The organism is Crenobacter intestini (genome assembly GCF_004919095.1).
Classification (GTDB): Bacteria; Pseudomonadota; Gammaproteobacteria; order Burkholderiales; family Chromobacteriaceae; genus Craterilacuibacter; species Craterilacuibacter intestini.
Genome location: NZ_STGJ01000006.1, coordinates 1 through 26861, shown reverse-complemented (window position 1 = coordinate 26861; position 26861 = coordinate 1). Strand labels below are relative to the sequence as shown.

Sequence of the window (26861 nt, the reverse complement as noted above, 5' to 3'; positions counted from 1 at the left end):
ATGGCTGCCAAGCCGCGGGTCGCGGTGGTCGGCGCCGGCTGGGCGGGCTTGTCCGCCGCCGTCGCGCTGTCAGGGTTTGCAAAGCTCACCGTATTCGAGGCCGGCCGCCAGCCCGGCGGACGCGCGCGGCGCGCGCAGGGCGCGGCCGGCCACCTCGACAACGGCCAGCACATCCTGGTCGGCGCCTACCGCGCGACGCTCGATCTGATGCGTACCATCGGCGTCGACCCGGAGCAGGCCTTGCTGCGCCTGCCGCTGTCGTGGCCGATGTGCGACGCGCTGAATTTCACCACCCCCGCGCTGCCGTCGCCGCTGCACGTGCTCGCCGGCCTGCTGGCGGCCAAGCGCCTGGCTTGGCGCGACAAGGCGCTTTTCTTGCGCGCCTTGGCCTCGCTTGCGCGCTCCGGCTACCGGGTCGAACCCGACACCACCGTCCAGGACTGGCTGCTGGCAACAAGGCAGACGCCGGCGCTGATCGACGGCTTCTGGCGGCCCCTGCTGCTGTCGGCGCTGAACACCCCGCCCGACGTCGCGTCGATGGCGACCTTCGCGCGGGTGCTGGGCGACAGTTGCGGCGGCGCGCGCGAAGACGGCGAGCTGTTGCTGCCGCGCACCGACCTTACAAGCGTGCTGCCCGGGCCCGCGTGGCGCTATCTGGCGGGGCAGGGCGCGCGCTGCGTCGCCAGCCATCGGGTCAAGGCGGTTGACTGGCAGGGCGACGGGGTGTGGGTCGACGGCGAGCGTTTCGACGCGCTGGTGCTGGCGGTCGCGCCGTGGCACGCCGCGACGCTATTGCCCGAAGAGGCGAGGGGCACCCTTCAGCAATGGCGGACGCGGCCGATAACAACGATATACGCGAAGACCGACGCGGCGCTGCCGCGGGTGATGACGGGCCTCGCGCACGGCACCGTGCACTGGCTGTTCGACCGTGCGCGCCTGGGCGGCGAGCCAGGCGAGGTCGCCGCGGTGGTGAGTTGCGACGAACTGGACGACACGGCGCTGCAGGAAGGCCTCGTGCGCGACCTTGCCACCGCGTGCGGCCGGCCGGTGGCAGTGCATGAAATGCGGGTGATCCGCGAGCGGCGCGCCACCTTCGAGGCGGCGCTAGGGCTTGCGCGACCAGACACTCGCTTGCAGGTAGAATACGGCTACCTTGCCGGCGACTGGGTGCACCCGGTCTACCCGGCGACGCTGGAAGGCGCGGTACAAAGCGGCCGCGCCGCCGCCGCCGCGCTGATGGCCGACTGGACACACAAACCACGAAAACAGAAACCGACATGAACGACAAAAAGCTTGCCGGCCGCGTGATCCTCGTCACCGGCGCGACCCAGGGCATCGGCGAGGCGGTCTCGCTGCGTTATGCGCAGGAAGGCGCGACGGTGGTGCTGCTCGCGCGCGGCGTGAAGAAACTCGAGGCCTTGTACGACCGCATCGTCGCCGAGGGTGGGCCGGAGCCGCTGGCGATCCCGCTGGACCTTAACGAAGCGAACGACGACACCTTCAACAACCTCGCCTACCAGATCCACCAGGCGGTCGGCCGCCTCGACGGCATCGTGCACTGCGCCGCTTACTTCTACGCGCTCTCGCCCTTGACCGACCAGCGCATGGACGAGTGGCTGAACCAGTACCGCATCAACACCGTGGTGCCGTTCGCGCTGACCCGCGCCTGCCTGCCGCTGCTCAAGGTGTCGCCCGCCGCGTCGGTGCTGTTCGTCGGCGAGACGCACGGCCAGCACCCGGCGCCTTACTGGGGCGCGTTCGGCGCGTCCAAGGCCGGTGTGGCTTACCTGACCCAGGTCGCCGCTAACGAGTGGGACATCTACCCGAACCTCCGCGTCAACCTGATCGCGCCGGGGTCGGTCAACTCGCCGCAACGGCTGCGCACCCACCCGGGCGAGGCGAAGAGCGAGCGCGGTAGCCTGGAAGCACTGGTCGAACACTTCGTCTACTGGATGGGCGACGACAGCGCCCCGCAAAGCGGGTGCATCATCGAGCTGGATTTGCGGCCGCAAGTACAGGCCGTGTAAGGAGGATGGTGATGCGCGTGTTTCTTCTGGCGTTGCCGCTGGTTGCCGGCTGCAACTGGATCGGCAACGTGACCGGGCTTAACGACGACGCCAACAAGGCGATCGGCGCCGCGTGCCGGCAGACCGGCCGTTCGCTGGAAGAATGCTTCCTGCGCAACCCGGACGCGGGGCAGGCGTCGATCTACGCCGGTTGGCGCGAGATGAACGAGTACATGGTGAGGAACAAGTTGGACACCATGGCGCCGCCTGCCGACAAGGCCGGCAAGACAGTCAGCGGTGTCAAGCCTATCGTGGCCAAGCCGCCGGCCACCGTGCAGATGGCGCCGCCCGCGCAGCCGCCCGGCCCGCGCGCGCTGACCACCGAAGAGGCCGACAAGCAGGCCGCCAACGATCCGCAGGTCAAGGCAGTGCTCTCGGCGATGCGCGCACGCGCCGGCAACGAACAGAAGGGCGCCGCGACCGAGGCCGACCAAGAGCGCCTGCTGGAAGTCATCAAGGAAGTCCAGCGGCAGTCGCCAAGCTGAGGATACTCTTTGGCCTGTCACGGTCGAAAACGAGTTCTGAAAGGGGTAGCCGCCCCGACGGCGAACAAGTCCTTTTCGAAGTCATCCCCGCGTTGGCCGGCGTCAGCCGCCACCGCGTCTTGTCCCTGCTGGCGCTGCGCTGAACGCGTACGGCCCCGGCGGGGCCGGAGTCCAGCCTATGGCCAAAAGCAAGACCCTCTACAGTTGTACCGAATGCGGCGGCACGTCCCCCAAGTGGCAGGGGCAGTGCCCGCATTGCAATGCGTGGAACACCCTCGTCGAGACGGTCGACACGCCGCAGACCCAGCGTTTCGAGAGCTGGACCAGCCACGCGAGCCGGGTCGAGTCGCTCGCCGCGGTGCAGGCCGAGGAGGTGCCGCGCACCAGTTCGGGCATGGAAGAGCTCGACCGGGTGCTCGGCGGCGGGCTGGTGGCCGGCGGCGTGATTCTGCTCGGTGGCGACCCCGGCATCGGCAAGTCGACGCTGCTCTTGCAGGCGCTCGCAACGCTGGGCGCGCGCGAGAAGGTGCTCTACGTGTCGGGAGAGGAATCGCCGCAGCAGATCGCCTTGCGCGCGGCGCGCTTGCAACTGGACGCGAACCAGGTTCGCCTGCTCGCCGAGATCCGCCTCGAGGCCATCCTCGCCGCGCTCAAGCACGAGCAGCCCAAGGTCGCGGTGATCGACTCGATCCAGACCCTGTATTCGGACCAGGTCAGCTCGGCGCCCGGCTCGGTGTCGCAGGTGCGCGAGTGCGCGGCGCAACTCACCCGCATCGCCAAGCAGTCGGGCATCACCATCATCCTGGTCGGCCATGTCACCAAGGAAGGCGCGATCGCCGGCCCGCGCGTGCTCGAGCATATCGTCGACACCGTGCTCTACTTCGAGGGCGACAGCCACTCGAGCTACCGCATGATCCGCGCGATCAAGAACCGCTTCGGCGCGGCCAACGAGCTGGGCGTGTTCGCGATGACCGAGCGCGGCATCCGCGGCGTTTCCAACCCCTCGGCGATCTTCCTGTCCTCGTACCGCGACGACGTCGCCGGCTCGTGCGTGACGGTCAGCCAGGAGGGCACGCGCCCCTTGCTGGTCGAAGTGCAGGCGCTGGTCGACGACGCGCACGGCTACCAGCCCAGGCGCCTGGCAGTCGGCCTCGACCAGAACCGCCTCGCGCTTTTGCTTGCCGTGATGCACCGCCACGCCGAGGTCGCCTGTTTCGACCAGGACGTGTTCCTCAACGCGGTGGGCGGGGTGAAGATCGGCGAGCCGGCGGCGGACCTCGCGCTGGTGCTGGCGATGGTCTCGTCGCTGCGCAACAAGCCGCTGCCGGAGAAACTGGTGGTGTTCGGCGAACTGGGCCTCGCCGGCGAGGTGCGCCCGGTGACCCGCGGCCAGGAGCGGCTGCGCGAGGCGGCCAAGCTCGGGTTCACCCGCGCGCTGGTGCCGCTGGCCAACCGGCCACGCCAGGCGATCGAAGGGCTGGAGGTGATCGGCGTCGAGCGCCTGTCGCAGGCGGTCGACTTCATCAGCGAGCGCTAGGCTTAACGCGCGCGCAAAACCCGCAGGCGGATCTCGCTGCCGCCGCCGCTTGAGGCGACTTGGGCGCCGAACACGAAGATGCGCGCGCCACTTGCCTGTTCGTCAAAGCGGCCGACGGTCACCCACTGACCCAGCGGCGCGCTGATCTCGGTGACGAGGCGCCGCCCCTTGACCTGCCCGTCGCCGGCGAAGCGGCTGTCGTCGACGGCGACCGACAGCCTGACGGTGTTCGCGCCGGTGAGCGTGGGCGTCACCCAGAAGCCGCGCACCGCCTGCTGCACGCTGCCGCCGTCCCCGCCTATCCACCACGGTACCGCGCGTTCTTCGCCGAAGGAGATCGACGCGCTCATGCCGTCCTGCACCATCACCGATTGGGTGCTGCCGCCATGGTTGCTGCCGCTGGACAGCGACCAGCCGCCGGCGCCGGACTGCCCCCACTGGATGCTGGCGCCGCCCTGGCGCTGGCTGGCATTCACTTCGACCACCAGCTGCGCGGGCGTGGCGGCGGCAAGCGGGGAGAGGGTGGCCGCGAAGAGGGCGGTGAGCAGGAATCGTCTATTCATCATTCGTAGTCCTTGGACGCGCGCCAGATCGACAGGATCAGCCAGCAGCTGTTGACCAGCGCGATCAAAAAGCCGAACAGCCCCAGCAATGGCAGGCCCAGCAGCTTGGGGCCGGCGTCGACGGTCAGCACGATGGACGAGCCGATGATCAGGCAGCCGGTGACGATGCCCATGGTCAGCCGGTTGCTGCTCTTGTCGATCTGGCGGCCGAAATGGTCGAGGCGGGCGAGGTCGAGGTTGACCCGGAAACGGCCCTGGCGCACGTCGCGCAGCATGCGCACCAGGTCGTGCGGCACGCCGGCGAGCATGGCGACACCGTCGGTGAGCGTGCGCCGACCGCGCGCGGCAACCGCGGCGGGCTTGTAGCGTGCGCGGATCAGCGTGCGCACGAAGGGCGTCACCTGCTCGAGCAGGTAGAAGTCGGGGTCGAGCTGGCGGCCCAGCCCTTCGAGGGTGATCAGCGCCTTGAACAGCATCGCGAGGTCCGGCGGCAGCACGATGCCGTGGTCGCGGATCAGCGACATGATGTCGTCGATCAGCTGGCTCAGGTTGAGCTGGCCCAGCGGCACATGGTCGTACTGGAACATCAGTTCGGAGACGTCGTGCGCGAAGCGCTGCTCGTCGACCGGGTTCCTGCCGACCCACTCGAGCAGGGTGTCGGTCATCGCGCGCTCGTCGTGGCGCGCCAGGGCGAACAACAGGTTGACGATCTCGTCGCGGCGCACGTGCGAGAGGCGGCCGACCATGCCGAAATCGATGAAGGCGATGCGGTTGCCCGCGAGGTAGAACACGTTGCCCGGGTGCGGGTCGGCGTGGAAGAAGCCGTTGATCAGGATCATCCTGAGCACCGCGTCGGCGCCGCGCCGTGCCAGTAGCCTAGGGTCGAGCCCGGCGCCGGCGAGCAGGTCGAGGCGGCCGGCCGGCACGCCGTCGACGAAGTCCTGCACGTTCACTTCGCTGTTGCTGCACGCCCAGTAGACGCGCGGCACCCGCACGTTGTCGTCCTCGGCGAAGTCGCGGCCGAAGCGCTCCATCGCCCGCCCCTCGGCGGCGAGGTCGAGTTCGCGCTTGAGCGAGCGGCTGAACTGGTTGACGATCTCGCGCGGCTGGAAGTGGCGGGCGTCGGGGAATTCCAGTTCGATCAGGTAGGCCAGATGCGCGAGGATGCGCAAGTCGGCGTCGACCTTGGCGACGATGCCCGGCCTTCTTACCTTGACTGCGACCGCGGTGCCGTCGGGCAGGGTGGCACGGTGCACCTGCGCGATCGACGCCGAGCCAATCGGCGCGCGCTCGAAGCTGGCGAACACGTCTTCGAGCGGCCGGCCCAGGCTGTGTTCGATCAGCGACTCGATGTCGGCGCCGGGCAGGGCGGGGACGCGGTTTTGCAGCTTCTCGAATTCGGCGACCCACTCGGGCGGGAACACGTCAACCCGGGTCGACAGGATCTGGCCGAGCTTGATGAAGGTCGGCCCCAGCGCCTCGAGCGCGCGGCGCAGGCGCACCGGGGTCGGGACATCGCTCTCGCCCTCCGGGGGCGGCGCCTCGAAAAAGCCGGCCACGCGGGCCACCGTGCGCGGCAGCCCCAGCCGCTCGGCGAAGCGGCCGAGCCCGTGGCGGATCAGGATGCCGGTGATTTCCTTCAGGCGGGGAAGGTCGCGCATCGCGACCAGCGTCTCTCTGAGCATGAAACTCCCGTGTTTCGGGGCTTGGCTTTACACTCAAGCCCTCGTTCGATAGAGTGCAGTGTATGAAATTGCCCCTATCCTTGCTAGCGCTGATTTTCGCACTCTTTATGAGTAGTGCATACGCAGCGCCGGTGTCTGCCGACGAGGCCGCGCTGGCGGCCGAGCAGGCCGACCCGATCGCCCGTTTTGCCCAGAGTTCGGGCGAGGAAGCCGTGGGCGACTTGCTGCTGCAGGCGATGAGCCTGTTGGGGGTCGCCTACCGTTTTGGCGGCAATTCGCCGACTTCCGGCCTCGATTGCAGCGGCTTCATCAAGTACGTGTTCGAGAAATCGCTGAAGGTGAACCTGCCGCGCACTTCGGCCGAGATGGCCAAGGTCGGCCGCGCCATCGACCGAGGAGACTTGGTGCCCGGCGACCTGGTCTTCTTCGACACGCGGGGATTCCGCAATTCGCACGTCGGAATCTATCTTGGCGGCAACAAGTTCATCCATTCGCCTCGCACCGGCAAGACCATCGAAGTGGCGAACATGGGGCAGTCTTACTGGGCGGGCCGCTATAATGGAGCCCGTCGCGTCCAGCGCGGCGCGAATTGACACGTTAACGGCCCGGGCGGCTTGAAGCCGCGGGGCCAGCATACACCCGGCCGGTGCCCGCCTTGGCGGGCATCGGCTTTTTGAAGGGAAGCGAGCGAATGACGCCAGAACTGCCGGTGTGGCGCGACGCGGACGGCAACGTCCTCGCCTGCGTCGAGAAGATCAAGGTGATGCGCGAGAACATCGAGGAGCTCGCCCAGCTCGCGCAGGATGCGTTCGAGGACGCGCTGCTGATGGGCTGCGCCGAGGCGCAGATCCGCGACTACCTGGTCGAGCTGATGCGCGGGCTCGACAACCCCTACCGCCAGGGGCCGGACGCATGAGCGTGCCCTTCGAGGTCATGATCGGCCTGCGCTACCTGCGCGCCAAGCGCCGCAACGGCTTCATCTCCTTCATCTCGCTGGCGTCGGTGATCGGCATCGCGCTGGGCGTCGCCGCGCTGATCATCGTGCTCTCGGTGATGAACGGCTTCCAGAAGGAGATCCGCGGCCGTCTGTTGGGCGTCGCCTCGCACGTCGAGGTGTCTGGCCTGCAAGGCCCGCTCTACGATTGGCCGGGGGTGGCCCGCATGGCCAAGCAGGAGCCGGGCGTGGTCGCCACCGCGCCTTTCGTGTCGGCGCAGGGCCTGCTCAGCGCCGGTGGCGCGGTGCGCGGGGTGATGGTGCGCGGCATCGACCCGGTGCAGGAAGACCGCGTGGTCGACGTTGGCCGCCATATGGTCAAGGGCAAGCTTGCCGACCTGAAACCGGGCGAGTACGGCGTGCTGCTGGGTACCGAGCTTGCCCGCCAGCTCGGGGTCGGCGTCGGCGACAAGGTCACGCTGATCACCCCGCAGGGCAACGTGACGCCGGCCGGCATGATGCCCAGGCTCAAGCAGTTCACGGTCAAGGGGCTGTTCAAGGTCGACATGTACGAGTACGACTCAAGCTTCGCGATGGTCGACCTCAAGGACGCGCAGACGCTGTTCCGCATGGGCGACGGCGTCTCCGGCGTGCGCCTGAAGCTCGCCGACCTGTTCGCCGCGCCCCTGACCAAGGCCGCGCTGCAGCAGAAGCTGCCCGAGGCGTGGGTGACCGACTGGAGCGACCTGAACGCCAACTATTTCCGCGCGGTGCAGATCGAGAAGCGCATGATGTTCATCATCCTGACGCTGATCGTCGCGGTCGCCGCGTTCAACCTGGTGTCGACGCTGGTGATGGTGGTCACCGACAAGCAGTCGGATATCGCCATCCTGCGCACGCTGGGCGCGTCGCCTGCGAGCATCATGAAGATCTTCATGATCCAGGGCGCGGTCGCCGGTGTGCTGGGCACGTTAGGCGGGGTTGCCGGCGGCGTTGCCGTCGCGCTCAATCTCGACGTGATCGTGCCGGCGATCGAACGGCTGATCGGCACCAAGATCCTCTCCAGCGAGGTCTACCTGATCGACTACCTGCCGTCCGACGTGCAGATGTCCGACGTTTCGACCATCGCGCTGGTGTCGCTGCTGCTCGCCTTGCTGGCGACGCTCTACCCCAGCTATCGCGCGGCGCGCACCCAACCTGCGGAGGCGCTGCGCTATGAGTAAGGTGATCGAGGCGGTGGGCCTCGCCAAGGTGTACGACGAAGGCGGGCTAGGCGTCGAGGTATTGTCCGGCATCGACCTCTCCGTCGGGCAGGGCGAGCGCATCGCGATTGTCGGCGCGTCGGGTTCGGGCAAGAGCACGCTGCTGCACCTGTTGGGCGGGCTCGACGTGCCAAGCGCCGGGCGCGTCAGCGTCGCCGGGCAGGACCTGGCACGCCTGGGCGAGGCCGAGCGCGGGCGCCTGCGCAATGAAAAGCTCGGCTTCATCTACCAGTTCCACCATTTGTTGCCGGAATTCACCGCGCTGGAAAACGTGATGATGCCGCTCCTGATCCGGCGCCAGCCGCGCGAGGCAGCCGCCGAGGCCGCCACCGCGATGCTGGCGCAGGTGGGGCTGGGCAGGCGCCTCGCACACAAGCCGGGCGAGCTCTCCGGCGGCGAGCGCCAGCGCGCGGCGATCGCGCGCGCGCTGGTGACGCGGCCGGCCTGCGTGCTGGCCGACGAGCCGACCGGCAACCTCGACCGCAAGAACGCCGACGCGGTGTTTGGCCAGATGATGGAGCTGAACGCTGAACTGGGCACGGCGCTGGTGATCGTCACCCACGACCACGAGCTGGCCGCGCGTGCGCAAAGGACGCTGCAACTGGACGCGCAGGGGCTGCGCGCGCTAGAGCGCTGATTTTCAAACCTGAACCGAAGTACGGAGTATTTGTTTTGCTGAACCGGAATGAACTGATTTTTGACTCGCTGAGCGCCGTCCTGCAGACGGTGCCCGGCCTGACCCAGCTGGCGGTCGCGCTTGCGTGCGTCGCACTGGGCTGGCTGTTCGGCAGTTACGTCTACCGGCATTATTACCGCAGTCACCCCGAGCGCTCAGAGCGCTTCTTCTCCTACCTCGGCCTGCGCCTGGCGATGCCGGCGATGGCCACCTTGCTGTTGATCGGCGCTGCGATCGGCTGGCACATGGTGACCGCGACCGGCGGCAGCGTGCTGCGCACCTGCGCGACGCTGATGTTCTGGCTGTCGCTGATCCGCGTGGTTTCGGCGGTGCTGCGCCAGGCGCTGCCGCGCGGCCGCTTCGAGCGAGGCAGCGAACACCTGATGGCGTCCGTGCTGTGGCTGTTTTACGCGGCGTGGGCGGTCGGCATCGACGCCGTGGTGCTCGAGTGGATGACGTCGATCTCGTTCACCATCGGCAAGACCCGGCTCGACCTTCTGATGATCGTCAACGCCATCCTGTGGGTGACGGTGATCGTGATCGGCGCACTGTGGGTCAGCCGCGTGATCGAGTCGCGCCTGATGCGCGTGAAGGACCTCGACCTGTCGCTGCGCATCGTGTTCTCCAAGATCGCGCGCACGGTGCTCTTGGTTGCCGCGGTGCTGATCGCGCTGCCGGTGGTCGGCATCGACCTGACCGTATTGTCGGTGTTCGGCGGTGCGCTCGGTGTCGGTCTCGGTTTCGGCTTGCAGAAGATCGCGTCGAACTACGTGTCGGGTTTCATCATCCTGCTCGACCGCTCGATCCGCATCGGCGACCGTCTCGAGGTCGAGGGGCGGCTCGGCGTGGTCACCAAGATCACCAGCCGTTTCGTGGTGCTCAAGAGCGCCGACGGCTCGGAGGCGCTGGTGCCGAACGAGGCGCTGATCTCGAGCACGGTGATCAACACCTCGTACTCGGACAAGGCGGTGTGGACCAGCCTTCCGGTCGGCGTCGCCTACGGCACCGACCTTGAGTTGGCGCTGCGTCTGCTCAAGGAGGCGGCCGACCATCCGCGCGTGCTGAAGGACCCGGGGCCGAACGCCTTCGTCGTCGAGTTTGCCGACTCCAGCGTCAACCTGACCCTCGGGGTGTGGGTCAGCGACCCGGAAAACGGTTTCCTCGGCCTCAAGTCCGACATCAACATGGCGATCTGGCGCAAGTTCCAGGAACACGGCATCCAGATCCCGTTCCCGCAGCGCGAAGTGCGCCTGCTCGGGGACAGCCAAGCTTAAGGGGGCGGTATGCAGGCGCTGGCCATCATCGACGACGACGCGGCGGTCCGCGACGCGCTGGTCTGGTTGCTCGAAGGGCAGCCGTACGCGGTCACCGGCTTTGACAGTGCCGAGGCGCTGCTCGAAAGCGGTGACGCCGGCCGCTTCAACTGCCTGATTCTCGACTTGCGCCTGGGCGGTGCCAGCGGGCTGGTGCTGCTCGAGGAGCTGAAGGCGAGGGCGTACTGCCCGCCGGTGATCATGCTCACCGCGCACGGCGACGTGCCGCACGCGGTCGCCGCGCTCAAGCTGGGCGCGGCCGACTTCCTGGAAAAGCCGTTCGACGACGAGCGCTTGCTCGCGCTGATCGCCGACTGCATGGCGCGCGACGCGAGCGCGCGCGCCGAACACCTGCGGCTCAGCCATGTGCGCGAGGCGCTGTCCGCGCTGACCGAGCGCGAGCGCGAAGTGATGGCGCTGGTGTTGGGCGGCAAGCTCAACAAGCAGATCGCCGACGAGCTGGCCATCAGCATGAAGACGGTCGAGGTACACCGCGCGCGCGTGTTCGACAAGATGGGCGTCAAGTCGGCGGTCGAGCTGGCCGGTCGCCTGCAGGCGCTGAAGGAGGCGTGATGGCCGGAGACAAGCAGCCGGTGTCGGTGCTGGTGCTGATCCATACCGCGGCAGGGCGCGTGCTCCTGATCGAGCGCGCCGACCGGCAGGGCTTCTGGCAGTCGGTCACCGGCAGCCGCGAGGCGGACGAGGCGCTTTCGGACACCGCGCGGCGCGAACTGCTGGAAGAAACCGGTTTCGAGGCCGAAGCCGGGGTGCTGGAGAACTGGCAGCAGCGCAACGTCTACGAAATCTACCCGCACTGGCGCCACCGCTACGCGCCGGGGGTCACCCACAATACCGAACATGTGTTCGGCTTCTGCCTGCCCGCCGAACTGGCGCCCGTGCTTAGCCCGCGCGAGCATACCGCGTTTGAATGGCTAGACTGGCAGGAGGCCGCCTGCCGGGTGTTCTCGCCATCAAACGCGGCCGCGATCCGCGAACTTGGGTGCCGCCTGGCGCCCGCCTGACCATACCGCAAAGGGGGCGCCTTGCTCGGCGAACGACTGCAGCAGTGGCACCGTTTCGTGCCGCAGTGGCCATTGGCGTTCTTGATGCTCGTCGAGGCGTCGTGGCTGGGCTATCCGCTGGCCACCGAGTTGCCGAGGGTGTTGCCGCACAACTTCTGGCACGCCGAGGCGGTGATCCTCGCCGAATTCAGCTGGGTGATGCTGCCCAGGTTGTTGCTGGTCGCAGGGCTGGTGCTGATGGGAGCGGGGTTGTTGTTGCGCGCCCGCGCGGCCTGGTTCTTTGCCGTGCTGCTCTTGGTGCTGGTTACGCCATTGCTGTGGCACACCGGCCTTGCGCAGCGCGCGCCGCTCGCGCTGTCTTGGGCTCTGGTCATCCTGCTGGTGGTGTTCCGTAACAGTTTCCAGCGCTCCAGCGTCGCCGCGGGTGCGCTGGTGACGCTGCTGGTGGTCAGCGCCTTGCTCTGTTACGCGATGTTCGGCTCGCTGTCGCTGGGCGGGGACTTCGCGCCGCCCATTCTCAACCCGATGACAGCGCTGTACTTCAGCCTGGTCACCATGACGACGGTCGGCTACGGCGATATCGTCCCCAAGAGCGACGGCGCGCGGTTGTTCACCCTGTCCATCATCATCCTCGGCATCACCGTGTTCGCCGCGGCACTCAGTACGCTGGCCGGGCCGATGATCAATTCGAGCATGCAACGCATCATCAAGGGAAAGGGACGCCGGATGAAACGCTCCGGGCATTTTCTGATCGCCGGTTTTTCGCCGCTCGCGCAAAACCTGTACGCCGACCTCTCCGCGCGCGGGCTGAAAGTGACCGTGCTGTTGCCGCCCGAGCGCGCGCAGCACAGCCTGCCGGACGACGCCGACGTGGTGGTCGGCGAGACCTCCGACACCACCGTGCTCAAGGGGGTCGGTGCCGACATGGCGCACTCGGTGCTCGCGCTGGGCGACGACGACGCCGAGAACGCCTTCGTGATCCTCGCGATGAAGGACCTCGCCGCCGACGTGCGCACCGTCGCGCTGCTCAACGACAGCCGCCACCTGGAAAAGGTGCGCCGCTGCCAGCCCGACGTGCTGCTCGCGCCGCAGCTTCTGGGCAGCCAGTTGCTCGCGCGCCTGCTCAACGGCGAGTCGATGGACAAAGACACCATCACCACCTTGCTGCTGCAGGGCGACCCGGGCAAGCTTGGCGATTGAGCGCGTTTGACGCAGGACAGGGAAAGGCTGCGCCCCAAGTGCCAAGCTGTAGCCAGAGGTGAGCGATGAAACCGCTGAGCATGGCGACGTACAACATCCACAAGGGGATGTCCCCGCTGAACCGGCGCGTGCAGCTGGGCGAGATCGCGCGCGCGTTGGACACGCTGTCGGCCGACGTGGTGTTCCTGCAGGAAGTGCAGGGGCGCAACGCGCTGCGTGCGCTCAAGCACGACAACTGGCCGCGCCAGCCGCAGCACCAGTTCCTCGCGCGCGAACTGGGCAGCCGCGCGACCTACGGGCTCAACGCCTCGTACGACCACGGCCACCACGGCAACGCGGTGCTGTCGCGCTTTCCGGTGGTCGAGTGGTGCAACCTCGACATCAGCGTCAACCGCTTCGAGAGCCGCGGCATCCTGCACTGCCTGCTGCAGCCTTCCGGCTGGAAGACGCCGGTGCTCGCCCTGTGCGCGCACCTGAACCTGCTCTCGCGCGACCGGCGCAAGCAGTTCGAGGCGGTGACCCGCTACCTCGAACACAATGTGCCGCCCAGCCTGCCGCTGATCCTGGCCGGCGACTTCAACGACTGGCGCGACGAGGCGAGCCGCATCCTCGCCGAGCGTGCCGGGCTGACCGAGGTGTTCCGCACATTGCAGGGCGAGTGCGCGAAGAGTTTTCCGGCGCGCATGCCGATGCTGCCGCTGGACCGCATCTACGTGCGCGGCTTGCGCCCGGTCGCCTGCGAGGTGCACCGCGGCCAGCCTTGGGCACGCCTGTCCGACCACTTGCCGCTCTCCGCGCAACTGCTGCCGGCTTAGGGTGAAAATATTCTGTATACAGTCTATTGACGAAGCCGGGCGCTTCTTGTAGATTTTGACACCAGATAAACGCCGATTTGACACAGCTTGCGGGCGTAAAACAGCTAAAGCGTGGGGCAGACCGCAGGGTCTGTGCCGTCTCCGTCACAGGGGAACTCCCATCGCATCTGGCCCGCCGCAGCTAATCGGCGGGCTTTTTGTTTTGGAGCGAACCCGATGATTTCCCTAGGCAGCGTCAGCAAGCGTTTCCGCCACCCGGACGGTGGCTGGTTCGACGCGATCAACGATGTATCCCTGTCGGTCAAGGCCGGTGAAGTGTTCGGCCTGATCGGCTTCTCCGGTGCCGGCAAGTCGACCCTGCTGCGCCTGATCAACCTGCTCGAGCGTCCGGACGCCGGTTGCGTGCTGGTCGACGGCCGCGAACTGACCGCGCTGTCCGCCGCCGAGTTGCGTCGTGCCCGCCAGAATATCGGCATGGTGTTCCAGCAGTTCAACCTGCTCGCCAACCGTACGGTCGCCGAGAACGTCGCCTTCCCGCTGGAGATCGCCGGCTGGGACAAGGCCGCGATCCGCGCGCGTGTCGCCGAGTGCCTGGAGGTGGTCGGCCTCGCCGACCGCGCCGAGCATTACCCGGCGCAGCTCTCCGGCGGCCAGAAGCAGCGTGTCGGCATCGCCCGTGCGCTGGCGCCGCGCCCCAAGGTCATCCTCGCCGACGAGCCGACCTCGGCGCTCGACCCGAAGACCACGCAGAGCGTGCTCGAGTGTCTGGCCGACATCAACCGCCGCTTCGGCGTCACCATCGTCATCGTCACCCACGAGATGGGTGTGGTGCGCGCGATCTGTCACCGCGCCGCCTTGCTCGAATCCGGTCGCCTGATCGAGGTGATGGACGTCGCCGGCGGCGAAGTCGAGGCGAACAGCGCCGCCGCGCGCGAACTTCTGGAGGCCGCGTAAATGGAAGAACTCACCCTCGCCCAAGCCTGGGAAAACCTGGTACTGCTCGGGCCTGAAATCTGGCAGGCGTCGCTGGAAACCGCGCTGATGCTCGGCATCGGCCTCACCGCCGCCATCCTGATCGGCGGGCCCCTGGGCGTGTGGCTGTATCTGGCCCAGCCCGGCCAGATACTCGCCAACCGTTTCGTCGCCGGGGTGCTCGGCTGGCTCGTCAACCTGGTGCGCTCCTTCCCCTTCATCATCCTGATGGTGTCGCTGGTGCCGCTTACCCGCATCCTGGTCGGCAGCACGATCGGCCCGGTCGCCGCCGCGGTGCCCTTGTCGTTCGCCGCGATTCCCTACTTTGCGCGTCTGGTTGAACAGACGCTGCGCGAAGTGCCGCGCGGGGTGGTCGAAGCGGCCGAGGCGATGGGCGCGAGCCCGCTGGAGATCGTGTTCAAGGTGCTGCTGCGCGAGGCGCGCGCGGGCCTGGTTGCCAGCCTGACCATCCTCACCATCAGCTTCCTCAGCTACTCGGCGGTCGCCGGCGTGGTCGGCGGCGGCGGCATCGGCGACCTTGCGATCCGCTACGGCTACTACCGTTTCCAGACCGAGGTGATGGTCGCGATGGTGGTGCTCTTGGTCGTCGTCGTGCAGCTGATCCAGTTTGCCGGCAACCGCATCGCCCAGAAACTCGACAAGCGTTAACCCTACCCATCCAGAAGCAATACCCACAAGGAGAAAACCATGCGTAGAACCCTGCTCAAGTCCATCGCCGCTGCCGCTGTCGGCGTCGCCCTGTCCGCCACCGCCTTCGCCGCCGACCCGGCCAAGAACTCCATCGTGATCGGCACCACCGTCGGCGACTTCGGCGACATGGTGAAGCTCTCGATCAAGCCGATCCTGGAAAAGCAGGGCTATCAGGTGAAGCTGGTCGAATTCACCGACTACGTGCGCCCGAACCTTGCGCTGGCCGAAGGCTCGCTCGACGTGAACGTGTTCCAGCACAAGCCCTACCTCGACAACTTCTCCAAGGAGCACAAGCTCGACCTCGCACCGGCGTTCCAGGTGCCGACCGCGCCCTTGGGCGTTTATCCGGGTAAGCTCAAGTCGCTGAAGGACGTGAAGCCGGGCAGCACGCTGGCCGCGCCGAACGACCCGTCCAACTTCGCCCGTGCGCTGGTGATGATGGCCGACCTTGGCTGGATCAAGCTCAAGCCGGGCGTGAACCCGCTGACCGCGTCCGAACGTGACATCGCGGAAAACCTGAAGAATGTGAAGATCGTCCAGCTTGAGGCTGCGCAGCTGCCGCGTGCCCGTGGTGACGTGGACTTCGCGGTGATCAACGGCAACTACGCGACGAGCTCGGGCATCAAGCTGACCGAGGCGCTGTTCCAGGAGAAGAGCTACGCCTACGTCAACTGGGGCGCGATGAAGCGTGCTGACGTGAACAAGCCGTGGGCCAAGGACGTGATCGCCGCCTACAATTCCGACCAGTTCAAGAACTGGGCGAAGCAGAAGTACGTCGGCTACAAGTACCCGCAGACCTGGAAGTAAGACGATCCACGCGTCTTGAAGCTGAGGGGCGGCACGCCGGGCGTGCCGCCCCTTTGTCTATGGGAGGGTGCCGTGCACCTGCAGGTTGAAGCGCTCTGCAAACGCTGGGCGGCGGCGCGTTTGGCGCTGGCGGACCCGGCGCACCCGGCCCACCCGGACGCGGTGCACGAGGTGCTGCGCATCGTGCGCGTGCTGCTCGCGGCCGTGCCGTCAAGGCACGCCCGCGTCTTGCGTGCTGAACTGGGCCGCGCCTACCGTGACAGCACCACCGCGCGTGAACTCGAGGTGATGCTCGCGCTCGCGAGCCGGTTGTTGGGCGGGCAGGGGGAGGCGCTTGCCCTGCGCTACGCACCAGCGCTGGCAGCCTTGCGGGTGGCGCTTGCCACGCGTCTTGCGGCGCTTGCCGCGGCTGGGGGTGCGTTCGCGCTGCTGTCAGCCGAGCGCGTGTCTGGGCGACGCGTGCGCCAGCACGCCAAGCAGCTCTGGCGGGCCGTGCTCGCGATGCGGCGGCGCGCAAGGCGCAAGGGCGGCGAGGCGCGCTGGCACGCGCTGCGCATCGCGCTCAAGCGTTGCCGCTTTTACGGCGAACTGTTCGCGGCCGTCCTGCCGGCCAAGGCCGCGGACAGGACCCGCCGTTGCCGGCGCCTGCAGGGCTTGCTCGGCCAGTGGCGGGACCTGGCCGCTTTGGATGCGTTTCTCGCCAAGGAGGGCGGGGCGCTCGCCGGCGCGCGCGTAAAGGTCGGGGCGCTGGCTGCCGAGGCGTTCGCCGATGCGCGGCGGGCCGCCGCACGGCTGCGCTAAACTGTGGCATAATCTGCCGTTTCGTCGCGGCAGGTGGCGCGATGGTGCAAACCATTTCACGTCACTTGCGGTATACTCCGCGCAGGAAAAGCTGTGCTGCCCGTTGGCTGAGCGCGTCTGCAACCGGTTTCGCCGGGTCCCGCCCGCCTCGTTTTGCCTCGTTTCCCGCCACGACCCTGCCGCCAGGCAGCTTCCGTCAGCCTTGCGGCTGCGGGGGACGGTCAATGAGGGGGCAGACCACGCATCAATCGATAGAAGACGCCCGCCGCCACGCGACGCGGGCAATCGGAGAAGGTTTTATGGCTAAAGAAGAACTGTTGGAACTGCAGGGCGTCGTCGTCGACGTCATGCCGGATACGCGCTTCAAGGTGCGTCTGGAGAACGGCGTTGAAGTCGTCGCTTACGCGTCGGGCAAGATGCGCAAATTCCGCATCCGCATCCTGGAAGGCGACAAGGTGACCGTCGAGATGTCGCCGTATGACCTGACCAAGGCGCGCATCAGCTTCCGTCACAAGGAAGAGCGTAGCGGCCCGCCGCCGCAGCACCGCCGCTAAGCGCAGGCGATCCAAAAAGGCGACGGCACCTTCGGGTGCCGTCGCCTTTTTGCTGTGCGCTCAGTAGCCGCGCGTGCGCTCGACGAGGCCCGCCACCGGCTCGTCCCGCGCCAGTTGTCGCAGCTTGCTGGCGATCTGTGCCGCCGCGTCGGCCGGCATTGTCTGCGCGGCGACATGCGGGGTGACCGTAACCCTCGGGTGCGTCCACAGCGGGTGCCCCGCCGGCAGCGGCTCGTCGGCGAACACGTCAAGCAGCGCGAAGCGCAGTTGCCCGCTCTCCAGCGCGGCGAGCAGCGCGTCTTCGTCAAGCTGGCTGCCGCGCCCGGCGTGTACCAGCGCGGCGCCGCGCGGCAGGCGGGCGAGTGTGCGTTCGTTTAACAGGTGGCGGGTCTCGGCGGTGGCCGGCAGCAGGTTGACGACGACGTCGCTGCCCCCCAGCAGTGCCTCCAGCGCGCCTGCGCCCGACAGGCAGCGCACGCCGTGGATATCTCGCGCGGTGCGTGCGAGGCCGCTGACGCGGTAGCCGTCGGCGGCGAGCGCCGCCGCGACATGGCCGCCCATCTCGCCCAGGCCCAGCACGCCGACGCGTACCTCGCTGCGGGCGACGGCCGGCAGTACCTGCCAGCGTTGTTCGGCCTGCTGCGCACGGTAGCGGTCGAAGTCACGCTGCCAGGCGAGCACGCCGTAGCGTGCGTACTCGATCATCTGGCTAGCCATGCCGGCGTCGGTCAGGCGGATCAGCGGTACGTGGGGAGGCAGGTCGTTGCGCGCGAGTAGGTGGTTGACGCCGGCGCCGAGCACGAACACCGCGCGTGGCGCGGCAAAACGCTTGAAGAAGCCGGCCGGCGGCTGCCAGCAGACGAAATAGGCGTCGCTGCCGTCGGGCGCGTCGTCGGCGGCGATCACGTGTTCGCCAGGCAACGCGGCCGCCAGCGCGACGATATAGCGTGCGCCTTCCTGCGGGTGGTGGACGATGATCATGGGCACTCCTTGGTTTGGGGTCGGCAGCGTCGACCTTTGCACGAATACTGCAAGCCTCTATGCTGGAAAAAGCCGGCGTACGCCGACCGTCAAGGAGGGCATCCGATGCGTCTTGATATCTTCAACCAGGTCGCCGACCTGATCGGCCTCAAGAAGCGCTCGCGCGAGGCGGTGTGGCTGATCGAGATCGACGGCATGACTTGCAGCGGCGCCGCCCGCCAGATGGACCTGTCGGTGTCGACCGTCTCCCGCGCGCACGCGCGTTTCAGGCGGGCGATCGGCGCGATCAACGCGCTGACGCCCCATTTGCCGATCTGACTTACCAGACGATCCTGACCTTGCCCTCGCCGATGACGTCGGTGAGCGTCTCCAGCAGGCTGTCGTCCAGCCTGACGCCCCACGCCGGCGGCAGCATCATCTCGCCGGTGGCGCTCGCGTTGCGGTAGCTCATGCGCACCGGGCAGCCGGCGTCTTCGCTGCGGTAGCCCAGCAGCGCCGCGCGCAGGCGGCCGACGTCGATACTCTCGTCGATAGATAGCGCGAGGCTGCGCGCGTAGCGGCTCCTGGCCTCGCCCAGTTCGTACAGGTGGTCGGCGAGGATGCGGATGCCGCCGTTGAAGCGGTCTTCCCCGACCTTGCCTTCGACCACCAGTACCGTGTCTTCCTTGAGCTTGTCTCGGTTGGCCTCGAAGGCCTCGGCGAACAGCGAGACCTCGAGCTTCGCGCTGCCGTCGTCCAGCTGGACGAAGGCCATCTTGCCGCGGTTGCCGACCTTGACGCGGATGCCGGTGACAAAGCCCGCCATCAGCTGTGCTTCCTTCTTCGGCGTCAGGCGCGCGAGCGAAGTCTTGATGAAGCCGCGCACCTCCTGCTCGTACGGCTTGAACGGGTGGCCGGACAGGTAGTAGCCGATCGCCGTCTTCTCCTCGGCCAGCTCGACCGCCGGTGTCCACGGCTTTTGCTGCGTCATCTCGATGGCGGGCGCCAGCTCGTCGCCGAACATGTCGAACAGGCCGCCCTGGCCCTCGTTGGCCGCTTCCTGGTCGGCCGCCTCCATCGCGAGGCCGACGTTGGCCAATAGCCGCGCGCGGTTGCGCTCGATCGCGTCAAAGGCGCCGGCGCGGATCAGCGCCTCGATGGTGCGCTTGTTGACGAGCTTCTTGTCGGTGCGCCGGCAGAAGTCGAACAGGTCGGTGAACGGGCCGCCAGCCTCGCGCACCGCGACGATATGGTCGACCGCCGACTCGCCGGTGCCCTTGATCGCGCCCATCGCGTAGCGGATATGCTTGCGGTCGGTCGGCACGAAGCGGTAGAAGCTCTCGTTCACGTCCGGCGGCAGGAAGGTGAGGCCGTTGGCGAGCGAGTCGTCGTAGAACACCTTGAGCTGGTCGGTGTTGTCCAGTTCGCTCGACATGGTCGCCGCCATGAACGCCGAGCAGTGGTGCGCCTTCAGCCAGGCCGTCTGGTACGACACCACCGCGTACGCCGCGGTGTGCGACTTATTGAAGCCGTACTCGGCGAACTTCGCCATCAGGTCGAAGAGGTGGGTCGCCAGCTCTTTCGGGTAACCCTTCTTTTCCGCGCCTTCGGTGAAGATGCCGCGGTGCTTGTCCATCTCCTCGGCTTTTTTCTTGCCCATCGCGCGGCGCAGCATGTCGGCGCCGCCGAGCGTGTAGCCGCCGATGATCTGCGAGATCTGCATCACCTGTTCCTGGTACACGATCACGCCGTAGGTTGGGTCCAGGCAGGCGGTCAGATCCGGGTGGAAGTAGTCGACCTCCTGCTTGCCGGCCTTGCGCAGAATGAAGTCGTCGACCATGCCCGAACCCAATGGACCCGGGCGGTACAGCGCCAGCACGGCGATGATGTCTTCGAAACGGTCGGGCTTGAGCTTCTCCAAGAGGCGCTTCATGCCGTCCGATTCAAGCTGGAACACTGCGGTGGTGTTCGCCGTCTGCAGGATGCGGTAGGCGGCCGGGTCGGTGAACTCCAGAAGGTTGAGGTCGGTGTTAAAGCTCGGGTCGAGCGCCTTGATGTAGCGCTCGGCCAAGTCGATGATGGTGAGGTTTCTCAGCCCCAGGAAGTCGAACTTCACCAGGCCGATCTTCTCGACGTCGTCCTTGTCGAGCATGGATACCGGCACCGCGTCGTCGCCGGAAGCCTGGTAGAGCGGGCAGAAGTCGGTGAGTCTGCCCGGCGCGATCAGCACGCCGCCCGCGTGCATGCCGATGCCGCGGGTCAGGCCCTCGAGCTTCTTGGCGAGCACCCACAGCTGGGCGACTTCCTCCTCGTTCTCCAGGCGCTGCTTGAGTACCGGCTCCATCTCGAGCGCGTCGTCGAGCGAGTACTGCTTGCCCGGCGCGGCCGGGATCAGCTTGGAGAGCTGGTCGCAGAAGGTGTACGGCAAGTCGAGCACGCGGCCGACGTCGCGGATCACCGCCTTGGCGGCCATGGTGCCGAAGGTCGCGATCTGGCTGACCGCCTCGTGGCCGTACGCCTCGCGCACGTATTCGATCACCCGGTAGCGGTTGTCCTGGCAGAAGTCGACGTCGAAGTCAGGCATCGACACCCGCTCGGGGTTGAGGAAGCGCTCGAACAGCAGCGCGTATTCGAGCGGGTCGATGTCGGTGATCTTCAGGCTGTACGCGACCAGCGAGCCCGCGCCCGAACCGCGGCCGGGGCCGACCGGGCAGCCGTTGAGCTTGGCCCAGTTGATGAAGTCGGCGACGATCAGGAAGTAGCCCGGGAAGCCCATCTGGATGATGGTGTCGGTCTCGAACTTGAGCCGGTCTTCATACCGCTGCCGCTGCGCCTCGCGCTCGGCCGCTTCCGGGTAGAGGTCGGCCAGGCGCTCTTCCAGCCCCTCCTTGGCGCGCAGCACCAGGAAGTCGTCGAGGCTCATGCCGTCCGGCGTCGGGAAGTCTGGCAGGTAGTTTTTGCCCAGGCCAATGGTCAGGTTGCAGCGGCGCGCGATCTCGACGCTGTTCTGTAGCGCCTCGGGGATGTCGGCGAAGCGCTCGAGCATCGCGTCGGTGCCGAGGAAGTGCTGGCAGTCGGCAAATTTCTTCTGGCGGCGCTTGTCGGAGAGCGTGTAGCCCTCGGCGATGCACACCCGCGCCTCGTGCGCCTGGAAGTCGTCCGGGTCCATGAACTGGATCGGGTGGGTGGCGACCACCGGCAGGTCGGTCTCGCCGGCGACCCACAGCGTCTGCTGGACGATCTGTTCGATCTGCGGGTTGTCGAGCCGCTGCAGTTCGAGGTAGAACGCGCCGGGGAAGCGCTCGGCCCAGTGGCGCGCGCGTGCGATCGCCTCGTCCGGGTTGCCGTTGGCAAGCGATACGCCGACGTCGCCCAGGTGCGCGCCGGACAGGCAAATCAGCCCGCTGTTGTCGCCGGTGTTAAGCCATTCGCGGCGCAGCTCGGCGCGGCCGCGCACCTGGTTATGGGTGAACGCGTCGGCCAGCAGCTCGCACAGGCGGCCGTAGCCGTCGCGGTTCTTGGCGAGCAACAGCAGGCGGGTCGGCTTGTCGGCGTCGGCCGGGTTCTCCAGCCACACGTCGCAGCCGATCAGCGGCTTGACCCCCGCGTCGCGGCAGCCCTTGTAGAACTTGACCAGGCCGAACATGTTCATCAGGTCGGTCATACCGAGCGCAGGCATGCCGTCGGCCTTGGCGCGACGGATCGCGTCGTCGAGGCGGACGATGCCGTCGGTCACGGAAAATTCGGAGTGCAGCCTAAGGTGGGCGAAGCGGGGTGTAGTCATCCGCGCATTCTAGCGGCTTGCCGGCTGGCGCACCAATGGCGCGCGCGGCGCTACAATCGGACGATGACGGCGTGCTTGGGCTGGCTACTTGTCGGGCTTGGCCAGCGCGTCAAGCGCGGCTTTCTGCATCTCGAGGGTCTTGATCTGCATCGCGAGCATGCCCATGTTCATCGCCATCCAGTTCTCGATCACGCGAAGCTCGGCGAGCTTGCGTTCGATCTCTTCGGCCGACAAGGGCGGCAGGAAGGCCGGCGGGGTCGACGGCGCGGCTGTCTGCCAGAACTGGCGGAGCAGCGCGAAGGGATCGGCCGGGTTGAATTCCTGACTCATGGTTCACCCTTTCCGGCGGCCTGGCCGCCCAATACATGCAAGGAGCGTAACGGACGCGATGGCTGGCACGCAACAAGGAAGGTGGAGGAGGGGAGCGCTGGCGCTCGCGCTTGTGGCAAATCTGTCCGCGGCGGAGGGTTCCGGCGCGCCGGCGGGTGTCGCCGCCGCCATGCAGGGCGACGCCGTGGTGCTGCTGGGCGAGGTGCACGACAACGCGACCGGCCACGCGCTGCGCGCGCGCTGGCTCGCGGGTGCGCTGGCCGCAGGCTGGCGTCCGGCGCTGGTGTTCGAGCAGTTCGAGGCGGCGCGCGACGGCGTGCTTGCCGCGGCCCGCGCCGCGTGCGCCCGCGACGCAGGCTGTCTGATCGAACGCACGGGTCGCGAAGGGTGGGACTGGCCGCTATACCGGCCGCTGCTGCAACTGGCGCTCGACTACGACCTGCCGATTGTCGGCGCCGGCATCGGCCGCGGCGAAATGGGTGCGCTGCGTCAAGGCGGCTACCCGGCGCTTTTCGACACGGCGACGCTTGCGCGCTACCGGCCCGACGCTGCGCCGGCGGACCTGTTGGCAGGCCAGCGCCGCGCGATCGAGGCAGGCCACTGCAACAAGCTGCCCGCGCGTGCGGTCGACGCGATGCTGCCGATGCAGCTGTCCCGCGACATCATGATGGCCGACGCGTTGCTGCGGCACGCGCGAAGCGGCGCGGTGCTGATCGCCGGCAACGGCCATGTCCGCCAGGACCTGGGCGTGCCGCGCTGGTGGCGCGGCAAGGTGGAACCGCGCGTGGTCGGCTTTGTCGAAGCCGGTCACGCCGACGTGCCGTTCGACGTGACGGTGACCGTGCCGGCCGCACCGCGCGAAGACCCTTGCGCGGCATTTGCCACGCTGCCCGGCAAAGGCTAGGAGGCGACCGGCTTTTGATAGCCCGCCTTGTATGCGGCGCGCTAAGATTGTATTGAGTTCAATTTAACGAGGCTGAACGTGAAAAAGACGCTGCGCCGCTGGTTGCCGGACGCGAAGACCGTGCGCGAGAACAGGTCGCTCAGGTGGCTCGCGCCCTTTCTCGGCCGCGACGAATTGTGGTACCTGAGCCGGCGCGGCGTCGCGCTGGGGATGGCCGTCGGCGTGTTCTTCGGCCTGCTCACCCCGTTCGCGCAGATCCTGTTCGCCGTCGCGGTGTCCATTCTGCTGCGCGCCAACGTCGCCGCCGCCGCGCTCTCCACGCTGGTGACCAACCCGGTGACCTTCGCGCCGGTGTACTGGCTCGCCTACCGGGTCGGGCAGTGGTTGCTGGGCGGCTCCGGGGCGCCGCCGGCGGATCACTCAAGCCTGCTCGCCGACCTGACCGGTGTCGGCAAGCCGCTGCTGGTCGGCCTCGTGCTCTTCGCGTTCACCGTTTCGCCGCTGGTTTACTTCGGCGTCAACGGGCTGTGGCGGGCGAGTTCCGCCTGGGCGTGGCGACGCCGAAGCCGGCGCCGTGCGCGCGCCGCTGGCGCTTAGCCCCTATCTTCGGCGCGGCGCGTCTTCTACAATGCGCACCTTGTTGATTTTGCATGCCTTGCCCGCCGGGCAGGGCTGAGGATGCCTGACCCCCATGTTGCGATTGTCCGAGATCAAGCTGCCGCTCGATCACGCCGACGACGCGCTGCGCGCAGCGATCGTCGGCAAGCTTGGTGTGCCTGACGCCGAGCTCGTCTCCTTTACCGTTTACAAGCGCAGCTTCGACGCGCGCCGCAAGGTGATGGCGCTCACCTATATCGTCGACGCCGAAGTGAAGAACGAGGCGAAGCTGCTCGCGCGCTTTGCGCGCGACGCGCATGTGCAGGCGACGCCCGACATGGCGTACCACTTCGTCGGCGCGGCGCCTCAAGACCTTGCCGAGCGCCCGCTGGTGGTCGGTTTCGGCCCGTGCGGCATCCTCGCCGCACTGGTGCTCGCGCAGATGGGCTTTCGCCCCATCGTGCTCGAACGCGGCAAGAAGGTGCGCGAGCGCACCAAGGACACCTGGAAGCTGTGGCGCAACAATGAGCTTAACCCCGAGTCGAACGTGCAGTTCGGCGAGGGCGGCGCTGGCACCTTCTCCGACGGCAAGCTCTACAGCCAGATCAAGGACCCGCGCCACCTGGGCCGCAAGGTGCTCGAGGAGTTCGTCAAGGCCGGCGCGCCCGAGGAAATCCTCTTTGTCGGCCGCCCGCATATCGGCACCTTCCGCCTGGTCAGCATGGTCGAGAAGATGCGCGCCGAGATCGAGCGCCTGGGCGGCGAGATCCGTTTTGAATCCAAGGTCGCCGACGTGCTGCTCGAGGACGCGGGCGACGGCCGGCAGGCGATCAGCGGCGTGGTGCTGGAAGGCGGCGAGACGCTCGCCTCGCGCCATGTGATCCTCGCGCTGGGGCACAGCGCGCGCGACACCTTCGAGGTGCTGCACGGTCGCGGCGTGTATATGGAGCGCAAGCCCTTCGCGGTGGGCTTCCGCATCGAACACCCGCAAAAGCTGATCGACGAAGTGCGCTGGGGGCCGCATGCCGGCCACCCGCTCCTGGGGGCCGCCGACTACAAGCTGGTGCACCAGGCGAGCAACGGCCGCGCGGTGTACAGCTTCTGCATGTGCCCGGGCGGGCAGGTGGTCGCCGCAACCAGCGAACCCGGCCGCGTCGTCACCAACGGCATGAGCCAGTACTCGCGTGCCGAGCGCAACGCCAACGCGGGGCTGGTGGTCAACATCAACCCCGAAGACATGCCGGGCGACGACCCGATGGCCGGCGTGCGCCTGCAGCGCGAGCTCGAATCTCGCGCGTACGAGCTGGGCGGACGCAGCTACAACGCGCCGGCGCAGCTGGTCGGCGACTTCCTCTCGGGTCGCGCGTCGACCAAGCTGGGCTCGGTGGTGCCGTCGTACCAGCCGGGGGTGACCCCGACCGACCTGTCCGGCGCTTTGCCCGCGTTCGCGATCGAGGCGATGCGCGAGGCGATCCCGGCCTTCGCCAAGAAGATCCGCGGTTACGACATGGCTGACGCGGTGCTCACCGGCGTCGAGACCCGCACCTCCAGCCCCTTGCGCATCAAGCGCGACGCCAGCTTGCAGAGCCTGAACGTCAAGGGCCTGTATCCGGCGGGCGAGGGTGCCGGCTACGCGGGAGGCATCCTTTCTGCCGGCGTCGACGGCATCAAGGTCGCCGAGGCGCTCGCCTGCGACATGCTCGGCATCGCGCCCGCAGTGGCGGATTGAGCCGGGCCGCCGGACGGGAAGTAAGGCAGGCGCCCCTGCACGGCCGGGGTGTCGCATTCTTGGGGCGGGCAGCGCTGCTGGGCCGCCCGCAACGCGGGATCAAATACATCAAGGCACGATGCGACACAAGTTCCTGGGGACCGGCGAGCCGGGGTATCACCCGCTGCGCAAGTTGCGCACCATCCTTTCCGGCCTGCGCTACGCGGTGCTGTACGACTTCAGTGTCGCGTGGAAGCTGCTGTTTTCGCTGGGGGTGTTGGGCTTCGCGCTGTACGCCCGCGACTGGGTTGACTCATTGCTGATCATCGTGGTGACCGGCCTCGTGATCGTCGCCGAGATCATGAACAGCGCGATCGAGGCGCTGTGCGACTTCGTCGAGACCCGTCACAACGAGAAGATCAAGATCATCAAGGACATCGCCGCCGCCGGGGTGGGGGTCGCCATGCTCGCCTGGTTGCTGGTATTGGGGTTCGAACTGGAGCGGATGTTGCGGATATTCTGGGCGTGAGGCTTTTTTAGCGCCGCGCAAATGAAAACAGCCGGATGCAATGCATCCGGCTGTTTATCTGGTGCCCATGGGCAGAATTGAACTGCCGACCTCTCCCTTACCAAGGGAGTGCTCTACCCCTGAGCTACATGGGCCAAACTTTGGCGGAGTGGACGGGACTCGAACCCGCGACCCCCGGCGTGACAGGCCGGTATTCTAACCAACTGAACTACCACTCCATGGCTCCCCGAGCAGGGCTCGAACCTGCGACCTGCGGATTAACAGTCCGTCGCTCTACCAACTGAGCTATCAGGGAATAGGTGTGCGATTATATTCGAGAGATTTTAAAATGCAAGCCTTTTCCGGAAATAAATCGATACTTTCTGCTGGTTGCCATTTTGGGGGTATCCGGAGGGCTGCCCTTCCTTATAAAGATTTCGGAAGGTGGATTTGCCGCTGTCTGGCAGCTAGATGCGGTGTTCGCAGGCAGGTAAATCCCATGTTCGCCTGCGTGGCCGGGACGGTGGTGAGGAAATATTGAATGAAATCATTGGCATGACGATTTTGTTGCGGTTTTCGTGCGGCCGGGTGTTGACGGAGGCGGGCCGCAAACGTATAGTTCGCCACCTCGACGCAACGCACACAACGCGAAACGTCACTGCTCTTT

Annotated in this window: 29 protein-coding genes and 3 tRNA genes; 23 read left to right on the top strand and 9 right to left on the bottom strand. The window is 67.2% G+C overall.

The genetic code is table 11. The features are described 5' to 3' along the window. The 4 genes from hpnE to radA all read left to right on the top strand — a co-directional run bounded on the left by hpnE (window position 1) and on the right by radA (window position 4088). Window positions 1-1281 (top strand): hydroxysqualene dehydroxylase HpnE, encoded by a 1281-nt coding sequence (gene hpnE, locus E5K04_RS06475; RefSeq protein WP_136552164.1) that lies wholly within the window; start codon window positions 1-3, stop codon window positions 1279-1281. Beyond that, window positions 1278-2027, top strand: a complete 750-nt coding sequence (locus E5K04_RS06470) for an SDR family oxidoreductase (protein ID WP_136552162.1) — start codon at window positions 1278-1280, stop codon at window positions 2025-2027. The genes hpnE and E5K04_RS06470 overlap by 4 nt, the downstream gene beginning before the upstream one ends. Window positions 2028-2038: 11 nt before the next feature. After that, entirely contained in the window at window positions 2039-2551 is a 513-nt protein-coding gene (locus E5K04_RS06465) for a hypothetical protein (protein ID WP_136552160.1), read from the top strand. Between the two features lie 178 nt (window positions 2552-2729). Beyond that, complete coding sequence (gene radA, locus E5K04_RS06460; RefSeq protein ID WP_136552158.1) at window positions 2730-4088, top strand: DNA repair protein RadA; 1359 nt, start codon at window positions 2730-2732, stop codon at window positions 4086-4088. Window positions 4089-4090: 2 nt separating this feature from the next. Here radA and E5K04_RS06455 read toward each other — a convergent pair whose 3' ends face one another. Beyond that, window positions 4091-4654, bottom strand: a complete 564-nt coding sequence (locus E5K04_RS06455) for a type II and III secretion system protein (protein WP_136552156.1) — start codon at window positions 4652-4654, stop codon at window positions 4091-4093. Further along, window positions 4651-6336: an ABC1 kinase family protein gene (locus E5K04_RS06450; RefSeq protein WP_136552153.1), complete on the bottom strand. Its 1686-nt coding sequence runs from the start codon at window positions 6334-6336 to the stop codon at window positions 4651-4653. The genes E5K04_RS06455 and E5K04_RS06450 overlap by 4 nt, the downstream gene beginning before the upstream one ends. A 107-nt stretch (window positions 6337-6443) precedes the next feature. On the opposite strand from E5K04_RS06450, the gene E5K04_RS06445 reads away from it, so the two are divergent. The 14 genes from E5K04_RS06445 (at window position 6444) to infA (ending at window position 17403) form a co-directional block, all read left to right on the top strand. Then, window positions 6444-6929, top strand: coding sequence for a C40 family peptidase (locus tag E5K04_RS06445; protein WP_235844295.1), 486 nt, complete (start codon window positions 6444-6446; stop codon window positions 6927-6929). 98 nt (window positions 6930-7027) lie between these two features. Continuing rightward, the gene (locus E5K04_RS06440; RefSeq protein WP_136552149.1) at window positions 7028-7252 is read left to right on the top strand and encodes a hypothetical protein; all 225 of its coding nucleotides are present in this window, start codon (window positions 7028-7030) and stop codon (window positions 7250-7252) included. Further along, window positions 7249-8493, top strand: coding sequence for a lipoprotein-releasing ABC transporter permease subunit (locus E5K04_RS06435; protein ID WP_136552147.1), 1245 nt, complete (start codon window positions 7249-7251; stop codon window positions 8491-8493). The genes E5K04_RS06440 and E5K04_RS06435 overlap by 4 nt, the downstream gene beginning before the upstream one ends. Further along, a complete protein-coding gene (lolD, locus tag E5K04_RS06430; protein ID WP_136552145.1) occupies window positions 8486-9169 on the top strand; it encodes a lipoprotein-releasing ABC transporter ATP-binding protein LolD in 684 nt (227 codons plus the stop codon). Before E5K04_RS06435 ends, lolD begins: the two co-directional genes overlap by 8 nt. A 35-nt stretch (window positions 9170-9204) precedes the next feature. Then, entirely contained in the window at window positions 9205-10482 is a 1278-nt protein-coding gene (locus tag E5K04_RS06425) for a mechanosensitive ion channel family protein (protein ID WP_235844293.1), read from the top strand. 9 nt (window positions 10483-10491) lie between these two features. Then, entirely contained in the window at window positions 10492-11094 is a 603-nt protein-coding gene (locus tag E5K04_RS06420) for a response regulator transcription factor (RefSeq protein WP_136552135.1), read from the top strand. Further along, window positions 11094-11543, top strand: coding sequence for a dihydroneopterin triphosphate diphosphatase (nudB, locus tag E5K04_RS06415; protein WP_136552133.1), 450 nt, complete (start codon window positions 11094-11096; stop codon window positions 11541-11543). The genes E5K04_RS06420 and nudB overlap by 1 nt, the downstream gene beginning before the upstream one ends. A 21-nt stretch (window positions 11544-11564) precedes the next feature. After that, entirely contained in the window at window positions 11565-12743 is a 1179-nt protein-coding gene (gene kch / locus E5K04_RS06410; RefSeq protein WP_136552130.1) for a voltage-gated potassium channel protein, read from the top strand. A gap of 65 nt (window positions 12744-12808) precedes the next feature. Then, complete coding sequence (locus E5K04_RS06405; protein WP_136552128.1) at window positions 12809-13558, top strand: endonuclease/exonuclease/phosphatase family protein; 750 nt, start codon at window positions 12809-12811, stop codon at window positions 13556-13558. Window positions 13559-13774: 216 nt separating this feature from the next. Further along, window positions 13775-14512, top strand: a complete 738-nt coding sequence (locus tag E5K04_RS06400) for a methionine ABC transporter ATP-binding protein (RefSeq protein WP_136552126.1) — start codon at window positions 13775-13777, stop codon at window positions 14510-14512. Beyond that, window positions 14513-15199 carry a methionine ABC transporter permease gene (locus E5K04_RS06395; protein WP_136552124.1) on the top strand — a complete coding sequence of 229 codons (687 nt, stop codon included), beginning with the start codon at window positions 14513-14515 and terminating at the stop codon, window positions 15197-15199. Between the two features lie 39 nt (window positions 15200-15238). Continuing rightward, on the top strand, window positions 15239-16048 hold the full coding sequence (locus E5K04_RS06390) for a MetQ/NlpA family ABC transporter substrate-binding protein (RefSeq protein WP_136552122.1): 810 nt from the start codon (window positions 15239-15241) through the stop codon (window positions 16046-16048). A gap of 72 nt (window positions 16049-16120) precedes the next feature. Continuing rightward, window positions 16121-16849, top strand: a complete 729-nt coding sequence (locus E5K04_RS06385) for a CHAD domain-containing protein (RefSeq protein ID WP_168929169.1) — start codon at window positions 16121-16123, stop codon at window positions 16847-16849. Between the two features lie 299 nt (window positions 16850-17148). After that, entirely contained in the window at window positions 17149-17403 is a 255-nt protein-coding gene (gene infA / locus E5K04_RS06380) for a translation initiation factor IF-1 (protein ID WP_136552118.1), read from the top strand. A gap of 60 nt (window positions 17404-17463) precedes the next feature. On the opposite strand, the gene E5K04_RS06375 is transcribed toward infA, so the two are convergent. After that, window positions 17464-18384, bottom strand: coding sequence for a 2-hydroxyacid dehydrogenase (locus tag E5K04_RS06375; RefSeq protein WP_136552116.1), 921 nt, complete (start codon window positions 18382-18384; stop codon window positions 17464-17466). A 105-nt stretch (window positions 18385-18489) separates the two neighbouring features. On the opposite strand from E5K04_RS06375, the gene E5K04_RS06370 reads away from it, so the two are divergent. After that, the gene (locus tag E5K04_RS06370) at window positions 18490-18702 is read left to right on the top strand and encodes a sigma factor-like helix-turn-helix DNA-binding protein (RefSeq protein WP_136552114.1); all 213 of its coding nucleotides are present in this window, start codon (window positions 18490-18492) and stop codon (window positions 18700-18702) included. Between the two features lies 1 nt (window position 18703). Here the strand turns inward: E5K04_RS06370 and dnaE are convergent, their stop codons facing one another. Beyond that, window positions 18704-22147 (bottom strand): DNA polymerase III subunit alpha, encoded by a 3444-nt coding sequence (gene dnaE, locus E5K04_RS06365; RefSeq protein ID WP_136552112.1) that lies wholly within the window; start codon window positions 22145-22147, stop codon window positions 18704-18706. 84 nt (window positions 22148-22231) lie between these two features. Next, window positions 22232-22477, bottom strand: a complete 246-nt coding sequence (locus E5K04_RS06360; RefSeq protein ID WP_136552110.1) for a PhaM family polyhydroxyalkanoate granule multifunctional regulatory protein — start codon at window positions 22475-22477, stop codon at window positions 22232-22234. Between the two features lie 112 nt (window positions 22478-22589). Between E5K04_RS06360 and E5K04_RS06355 the strand changes: the two genes are divergently transcribed. The 4 genes from E5K04_RS06355 (at window position 22590) to E5K04_RS06340 (ending at window position 26215) form a co-directional block, all read left to right on the top strand. Beyond that, complete coding sequence (locus E5K04_RS06355; RefSeq protein ID WP_168929168.1) at window positions 22590-23381, top strand: ChaN family lipoprotein; 792 nt, start codon at window positions 22590-22592, stop codon at window positions 23379-23381. Between the two features lie 78 nt (window positions 23382-23459). Continuing rightward, a complete protein-coding gene (locus E5K04_RS06350; protein ID WP_136552106.1) occupies window positions 23460-23978 on the top strand; it encodes a DUF2062 domain-containing protein in 519 nt (172 codons plus the stop codon). Between the two features lie 94 nt (window positions 23979-24072). Then, window positions 24073-25707 (top strand): NAD(P)/FAD-dependent oxidoreductase, encoded by a 1635-nt coding sequence (locus E5K04_RS06345; protein WP_136552104.1) that lies wholly within the window; start codon window positions 24073-24075, stop codon window positions 25705-25707. Between the two features lie 118 nt (window positions 25708-25825). Beyond that, window positions 25826-26215, top strand: a complete 390-nt coding sequence (locus E5K04_RS06340) for a diacylglycerol kinase (protein WP_136552102.1) — start codon at window positions 25826-25828, stop codon at window positions 26213-26215. 59 nt (window positions 26216-26274) lie between these two features. On the opposite strand, the gene E5K04_RS06335 is transcribed toward E5K04_RS06340, so the two are convergent. From E5K04_RS06335 to E5K04_RS16735, 4 genes are all read right to left on the bottom strand, one after another. Beyond that, a tRNA-Thr gene (locus E5K04_RS06335) sits at window positions 26275-26349 on the bottom strand. A gap of 7 nt (window positions 26350-26356) precedes the next feature. Beyond that, window positions 26357-26433: transfer RNA gene (locus E5K04_RS06330), tRNA-Asp, on the bottom strand. A gap of 1 nt (window position 26434) precedes the next feature. After that, window positions 26435-26510, bottom strand: a tRNA-Asn gene (locus E5K04_RS06325). A gap of 110 nt (window positions 26511-26620) precedes the next feature. Then, window positions 26621-26861 (bottom strand): hypothetical protein (locus E5K04_RS16735; RefSeq protein ID WP_205700310.1); only part of this gene is annotated, 241 nt, incomplete at its 5' end.

What these genes read in the sequence shown, in the direction of transcription:
- hpnE (WP_136552164.1), top strand. Translation starts at nt 1, where the DNA reads ATGGCTGCCAAGCCGCGGGTCGCGGTGGTCGGCGCCGGCTGGGCGGGC.
- E5K04_RS06470 (WP_136552162.1), top strand. Translation starts at nt 1,278, where the DNA reads ATGAACGACAAAAAGCTTGCCGGCCGCGTGATCCTCGTCACCGGCGCG.
- E5K04_RS06465 (WP_136552160.1), top strand. Translation starts at nt 2,039, where the DNA reads ATGCGCGTGTTTCTTCTGGCGTTGCCGCTGGTTGCCGGCTGCAACTGG.
- radA (WP_136552158.1), top strand. Translation starts at nt 2,730, where the DNA reads ATGGCCAAAAGCAAGACCCTCTACAGTTGTACCGAATGCGGCGGCACG.
- E5K04_RS06455 (WP_136552156.1), bottom strand. Translation starts at nt 4,654, where the DNA reads ATGATGAATAGACGATTCCTGCTCACCGCCCTCTTCGCGGCCACCCTC.
- E5K04_RS06450 (WP_136552153.1), bottom strand. Translation starts at nt 6,336, where the DNA reads ATGCTCAGAGAGACGCTGGTCGCGATGCGCGACCTTCCCCGCCTGAAG.
- E5K04_RS06445 (WP_235844295.1), top strand. Translation starts at nt 6,444, where the DNA reads ATGAGTAGTGCATACGCAGCGCCGGTGTCTGCCGACGAGGCCGCGCTG.
- E5K04_RS06440 (WP_136552149.1), top strand. Translation starts at nt 7,028, where the DNA reads ATGACGCCAGAACTGCCGGTGTGGCGCGACGCGGACGGCAACGTCCTC.
- E5K04_RS06435 (WP_136552147.1), top strand. Translation starts at nt 7,249, where the DNA reads ATGAGCGTGCCCTTCGAGGTCATGATCGGCCTGCGCTACCTGCGCGCC.
- lolD (WP_136552145.1), top strand. Translation starts at nt 8,486, where the DNA reads ATGAGTAAGGTGATCGAGGCGGTGGGCCTCGCCAAGGTGTACGACGAA.
- E5K04_RS06420 (WP_136552135.1), top strand. Translation starts at nt 10,492, where the DNA reads ATGCAGGCGCTGGCCATCATCGACGACGACGCGGCGGTCCGCGACGCG.
- nudB (WP_136552133.1), top strand. Translation starts at nt 11,094, where the DNA reads ATGGCCGGAGACAAGCAGCCGGTGTCGGTGCTGGTGCTGATCCATACC.
- E5K04_RS06405 (WP_136552128.1), top strand. Translation starts at nt 12,809, where the DNA reads ATGAAACCGCTGAGCATGGCGACGTACAACATCCACAAGGGGATGTCC.
- E5K04_RS06400 (WP_136552126.1), top strand. Translation starts at nt 13,775, where the DNA reads ATGATTTCCCTAGGCAGCGTCAGCAAGCGTTTCCGCCACCCGGACGGT.
- E5K04_RS06395 (WP_136552124.1), top strand. Translation starts at nt 14,513, where the DNA reads ATGGAAGAACTCACCCTCGCCCAAGCCTGGGAAAACCTGGTACTGCTC.
- E5K04_RS06390 (WP_136552122.1), top strand. Translation starts at nt 15,239, where the DNA reads ATGCGTAGAACCCTGCTCAAGTCCATCGCCGCTGCCGCTGTCGGCGTC.
- infA (WP_136552118.1), top strand. Translation starts at nt 17,149, where the DNA reads ATGGCTAAAGAAGAACTGTTGGAACTGCAGGGCGTCGTCGTCGACGTC.
- E5K04_RS06375 (WP_136552116.1), bottom strand. Translation starts at nt 18,384, where the DNA reads ATGATCATCGTCCACCACCCGCAGGAAGGCGCACGCTATATCGTCGCG.
- E5K04_RS06370 (WP_136552114.1), top strand. Translation starts at nt 18,490, where the DNA reads ATGCGTCTTGATATCTTCAACCAGGTCGCCGACCTGATCGGCCTCAAG.
- dnaE (WP_136552112.1), bottom strand. Translation starts at nt 22,147, where the DNA reads ATGACTACACCCCGCTTCGCCCACCTTAGGCTGCACTCCGAATTTTCC.
- E5K04_RS06360 (WP_136552110.1), bottom strand. Translation starts at nt 22,477, where the DNA reads ATGAGTCAGGAATTCAACCCGGCCGATCCCTTCGCGCTGCTCCGCCAG.
- E5K04_RS06345 (WP_136552104.1), top strand. Translation starts at nt 24,073, where the DNA reads ATGTTGCGATTGTCCGAGATCAAGCTGCCGCTCGATCACGCCGACGAC.
- E5K04_RS06340 (WP_136552102.1), top strand. Translation starts at nt 25,826, where the DNA reads ATGCGACACAAGTTCCTGGGGACCGGCGAGCCGGGGTATCACCCGCTG.